The sequence below is a fragment of the Streptomyces sp. NPDC057445 genome (assembly GCF_042802855.1).
In the GTDB taxonomy this organism is placed as follows: domain Bacteria; phylum Actinomycetota; class Actinomycetes; order Streptomycetales; family Streptomycetaceae; genus Streptomyces.
This window is the reverse complement of record NZ_JBHVDH010000055.1, coordinates 1-4,819: the sequence shown is the minus strand read 5'-3', so window position 1 is coordinate 4,819 and position 4,819 is coordinate 1. Positions and strand designations below refer to the sequence as shown.

The following is a 4,819-nucleotide window of genomic DNA, read 5'->3' as shown; positions in this document are numbered from 1 at the left end:
GACGGTCTTCCCGCCGCCGGGACCAGGCACGACGTGCACCTCGTGGGTCAGCGCGGTGATCACACCCCACCCCCAGCCGCCTCCCACACCGGCCCTATCGGGAGCGCGGCCCCGGGGCAGGCGGGGATTGGTGTCGGTGACATCGATGCCGAGCTCGGAGGCATTCGCCGACAGACGCAGCGTGCACGGCCCCGGCGAATGGCGTCGCGCGTTACTCACCAACTCGCTCACAACAAGCAGGACAGCGTCTTTGAGCTGCGGACGAAGGGGACGTTCGAGGAGGCGCGAGGCTTCCGTGAAGAAAGTGAGAGCGACCTGCCGGACCGCGCCGAGAGATAGGGCGTCGGACAGATCGACGAACCTAGTCTGGGCGGTCGCCATGGCGCATCTCCCAAAGACGCTTTACGTCACATAAGCAGGCTCCACTTTGGCAGGTGCCCATCTTTCCAACACTTATCTGCGTATTCGGCGCCACTTCGCACCTGTACTCCTATCCCCGAATCCCAGGAGCCCGTGTGCGTCATGGCGTACGCCGAGGGACGTCGTCCGGATTGAGGTCGGTGCGAATCCGGTGAGCCGGAACGGCGTTGCGCCACCGGCCTCGATCGATGGCCGTGTCGCCGAGGAACTCGCCAGAGGACTGGAGTACCCGATCGGACCTGACCGAGGCGGTCGCATGGCGTCGCGAAACGGCTTGCGCACGGGGTTGAGCCTGGGAGATTCAGCGCCTGCGTTACGAGTGGACTCCGGCGGCAGGACTGCCCGAGACTGGCTGTCGGCTGACGTTCCGCGAGGGCGGCGAAGAGGAGTTCCTGGACGCCTTCATCCGGTTTCGGCAGGCAGCCTGGACCAGGCCACCTGTGACGAGCTGCGCACCAAGGATGCGAGGCAGCTGGCCGAGGATGATGTGCGGATTTACCTCGACTGCCCCAGCGAGCGCTCTCGGTGGAGGCTCGCCGAACTGCCCCATAGCATACTCGCCGGTCTGGCCGTTCCGTCAGCAACCCCGTACACCGCAACGTCGGCTATGTCGGTGTCGTAGCCGAGCTGCGCGGTCAGGGCCTGATCGACGAGATCCTCGCCGAGATTACCCGCTTCCACGCGGCCGAAGGCGCCGAGCGCATCACCGCCACGACGGACACCACGAACGCCCCGATGGCCGCCGCCTCCGACAACGCCCGCTACGAGGTCACGGCGATCCGTATGGTCTTCGAGGCTCCGGGCACCGCCTGACCTGTCGTACGCTCGCGTCGCCCAGCAACCCCGCACCGGCATTCCGTCACCTCGCAAGCTGCATTTCGTCGGTAGCCCGCTCAGGTGGAGAGGGCCTCGAGGAGGTCTCCGACGTTGGGGTCGGGCAGGGCGCGGGCGACGTCAGCCTGGGCCACGATGCCGACCAGGGTGTGGCCGTCGATGACGGGAAGGCGGCGGACCTTGCGCCGGCTCATGGTCCGCAGGATCTCTTCCGCGTCGTCATCGGCGCCGATGGTCACCGCTTCGCCCTGGGCGAGCTCGCCGGCCTTCACCTGAGCCGGGTCCTTGCCTTCCCCCAGGACCTTCACGACGATGTCACGGTCGGTGAGCATGCCCTTGAGCTTCTCGTCGGTGCCGCAGATAGGCAACGCTCCTACACCGAGCTCCGTCATCTTCTTCGCCGCGGCCAGGACGGAATCGTCGGCGCCGATACACGTGGTATCCGGTGTCATGATCTCTCGGGCAGTGGTCATGATGATCTCCTCTTCCATACAGAGGGGCTGCCACATCAGCGCCTGCCCACGACAGCGTCGTGCACGCACTCACACCCCAAACAGGACGACTGGCTGCCCTGGAAGAGGCCCCCTATGCCGCTGGTAGTGACTGTCCCCCACAGACAGGCACCACCAGCGACGATCCCCTCTCCGCACAGAGAGGAAGGGGCCACAGCCGGAAGGCCGGCCCCCGGCACGTGTACCCGAGGCGCACACGCGAACACCCCCGACGCGACTCGGGGCCGCAAATAGTTCGGGCGGCGCGGGCTTTACGCGGCCAGATCCTGCGCCGCCTGGACCCCGCCCAGGCCCGTCTGACCCTCCCGGACCGGCCATCGCGGTCCTCAACCGCCTGCACCGACCCCGAAGACAGGCTCCAGCCTGCCCTCAACCCAATTCAGGCGAGTGACGAACAGAGCTCGCGTACCGTCCTTCGCGTCCATTAGGCCTACAGCCCCCGCGCCAACCGCGCCCACCTGCGCCGACGCGGCATCGCCTGCACCATTCCCGAACCAGCGGACCAACAACACACCGCAAGGTCCGCGGTATGCCAGTCGCTGACGTCGCGCCGGTGGTGGGCCTTCGCGACAGGCACCGTCACAGTCCTGACCGCCACACCTGGCCCAGCGTCGGACACCAGTGTTCCCGATGCGCTCAGGAGACAGGCAGCCGTGCCCAGCATGACCCGGACCACCCACCCCGCCGCGGACCGATTGTGGATCGTGGACGGCACCTTGATCCCGGTCCGCGACCGGAAGGTCGGTGCCTCGAGCCGAAGTTGCCGCTTCTCGGCAAACGTGCAGGTCATCATCGATGCCGATACGAAGCTGGTCGTGGCCACCGCCCGACCGGCGCAGGGCAACGAGGCCGACGCCCACGTCTGGCGGAACTCCGGCCTGCCCGCCCAGTGCCAGGGCGTCACCTTGCTCGGTGACGGCGCCTACATCAACACCGGCCCTGTGGTGGCGCACCGCAAACGCCCCGGCCGGCCCCTACTGCCGGGCGAGGAGCCGGACAATGCGGAGCATCCAAAAGTCCGCGCCCCCGTGGAGCATGCCTTCGCCCGCATGAAGAACTACAAGATCCTCCGTGACTGCCGACAGCGCGGCGACGGTATCCATCATGCCGTGCGAGCCGTCGCCCACATGCACAACCTCGCCCTGGCCGCATGATCAGAAGACGCGTAACCGGGCCCTGACCTGCCAGAACACCGACTTCTGCAACACGCTTGAGGGGATGGCCTGGGCATGAGGGGGGCCGTGCGGGGCACGTGGAGTAAATGGCTGACCTTCGAGAACTCTTGCAGACCACCATGCGACGCAGGCATCTGACCGCGCAGGCCCTCGCCGACCGGACGGGTATCCGCACGCCCCGTATCAGGGTGTTCGCCACGGACGGCGCCAACGGCCCCGTCCACCCCACCGAGCAGGAGCTGACCGAACTCGCCGATGCCCTCGGGGTGCCGCTGTGCGAAGTCCTTTCTGCCGCCCACGTCCCCGCCGACGCATCGGCCTGACCCGGCCCCGTAGCCCATGGCAGTGGTCGCGGCCCGGCCGCCGAAGAGCCCTACGCCGACGCGGTGAACCGCGATTACTAGTGCCGCATCAGACGACCTTTGCCCCCTAGTGACGTGACGCGCCGTTCGGATGCTGGTTCGGGCAGCGCGGTGTCGCCAGGCTGTCCGGGTGGCAGAACGAGTACGCGTCCGCGAGATCGATGACGACGCGGGACGGCGCCTGTTGCGGATCATCCGCAGAGGCACGGGGTCGGTGGGGACGTGGCGGCGGGCCCAGATGGTGCTGATGTTCGCGCAGGGCATGCCCGTGGCGAAGATCGCCGAGGGATGACCACGCAGACCCACCCCGTCGACCACGAACTCATCCAGGCCGCAGCACGTCGCTCGCACACGCTGCCGGGGTGACAACCACACCATGGCAACCGCAGCCCGCGCCCAGGGCGGGCCGGATCGTCACCGCGGTGAACGCTTATCACTTCACGGAAGGACCCTGCGCTGAACTCGTTCTCATCGGCGCGGCAGCCACCCAGGGCGTCTACGAGCTGGACACAATAGTCGCCGCGGGCGACCGCGACCGAGGGGTTGTTCCCCTGTGCGGCCGGTGCCGTCAGGTCCTTCTCGACCACTTCCCTGCCCTCAAGGTCATCGTCGGCGAGGGGCCGCATCCGAACCGTCCTCATCACCGACTTGCTGCCCGAAAGCTACGTCTGGGCCGACCATCGCACGTGATGGCCCGCCTGCGCGTTCCCCGCCGACGCGGACGGCCCCGCACCAGGCCAGACGTAGTCCTGGCCGACAAGGCCTACTCATCACGCGCCATCCGCGAGCACCTGCGCAAACGCGGAATCCGGGCGGTGATCCCCATCCCGGCGGACCAGCGAGGCCACCGACTGCGTCGCGGCAGCCGTGGCGGCAGGCCGCCCGCCTTCGACCGCGAGGCATACAAGCAACGCAACACCGTCGAGCGGTGCATCAACCGCTTGAAGCAGTGGCGCGGCATCGCCACCCGCTACGAGAAGACCGCCACCATCTACCTGGCCGGACTCCACATCGCGGGCATCTTCCTCTGGTCCGCCCGGTGATCCAAACGAAACTGCCTAGGTCCTGTCTGATAATTGATCTTGTGGTGGGTCGTGGTGAGCTGACGGATGCGGCATGGGAGCGGATAGCGCCCCTGCTGCCTGGTGTTGACGGTCGTGGTCGTCCGTGGCGGGATCACCGGCAGGTGATCAACGGGGTGTTGTGGCGGTTGCGGACCGGTGCTCCGTGGCGTGACCTGCCGGAACGCTATGGGCCGTGGCAGACGGTCTATGAGCGGTTCGCCCGCTGGGAGGCGGACGGCACCTGGGCCCGCCTGCTGGAGCAGGTCCAGGTCCGGGACGACTCCGTCGGCGCCGTGGAGTGGACGGTGTCGGTCGATTCCACGATCAACCGAGCCCATCAGCACGCCGCCGGAGCCCGCAAAAAGTGCCCCTATGGTTTTCGTCAAGCGGTAGCGATCTTGGGCGGTTCGTAGAAGGTGCCGTCCCGGAGCATGGCGAAGAGGACGTCGATG

The 4,819-nt window shown here is 67.5% G+C and carries 3 protein-coding genes and 5 pseudogenes; 6 read left to right on the top strand and 2 right to left on the bottom strand.

Annotated elements, in window-relative coordinates; genetic code table 11:
* The coding region (locus ACFU5O_RS37295; protein ID WP_384247443.1) for an ATP-binding protein at positions 1-381 on the bottom strand (381 nt) is incomplete at its 3' end.
* Positions 382-1,313: 932 nt separating this feature from the next.
* A complete protein-coding gene (locus ACFU5O_RS37290; RefSeq protein WP_384247440.1) occupies positions 1,314-1,727 on the bottom strand; it encodes a CBS domain-containing protein in 414 nt (137 codons plus the stop codon).
* Positions 1,728-2,446: 719 nt separating this feature from the next.
* On the opposite strand from ACFU5O_RS37290, the pseudogene ACFU5O_RS37285 reads away from it, so the two are divergent.
* The 6 genes and pseudogenes from ACFU5O_RS37285 to ACFU5O_RS37260 all read left to right on the top strand — a co-directional run.
* Positions 2,447-2,920 (top strand): annotated as a pseudogene (locus tag ACFU5O_RS37285) (transposase family protein); the annotation flags it as partial.
* Between the two features lie 107 nt (positions 2,921-3,027).
* On the top strand, positions 3,028-3,264 hold the full coding sequence (locus ACFU5O_RS37280; protein WP_384247438.1) for an XRE family transcriptional regulator: 237 nt from the start codon (positions 3,028-3,030) through the stop codon (positions 3,262-3,264).
* 169 nt (positions 3,265-3,433) lie between these two features.
* A pseudogene (locus ACFU5O_RS37275) lies at positions 3,434-3,589 on the top strand (IS630 family transposase); the annotation flags it as partial.
* A 2-nt stretch (positions 3,590-3,591) separates the two neighbouring features.
* A pseudogene (locus ACFU5O_RS37270) lies at positions 3,592-3,993 on the top strand (cytidine deaminase family protein).
* Positions 3,990-4,346, top strand: a pseudogene (locus ACFU5O_RS37265) (transposase); the annotation flags it as partial. The pseudogenes ACFU5O_RS37270 and ACFU5O_RS37265, both read left to right, overlap by 4 nt.
* Before the next feature lie 41 nt (positions 4,347-4,387).
* Positions 4,388-4,732, top strand: a pseudogene (locus ACFU5O_RS37260) (IS5 family transposase); the annotation flags it as partial.
* Between the last annotated feature and the right edge of the window lie 87 nt (positions 4,733-4,819).

Excerpts from the sequence above, each read along its gene's own strand:
- ACFU5O_RS37290 (WP_384247440.1), bottom strand. The coding sequence starts at position 1,727 with ATGACCACTGCCCGAGAGATCATGACACCGGATACCACGTGTATCGGC.
- ACFU5O_RS37280 (WP_384247438.1), top strand. The coding sequence starts at position 3,028 with ATGGCTGACCTTCGAGAACTCTTGCAGACCACCATGCGACGCAGGCAT.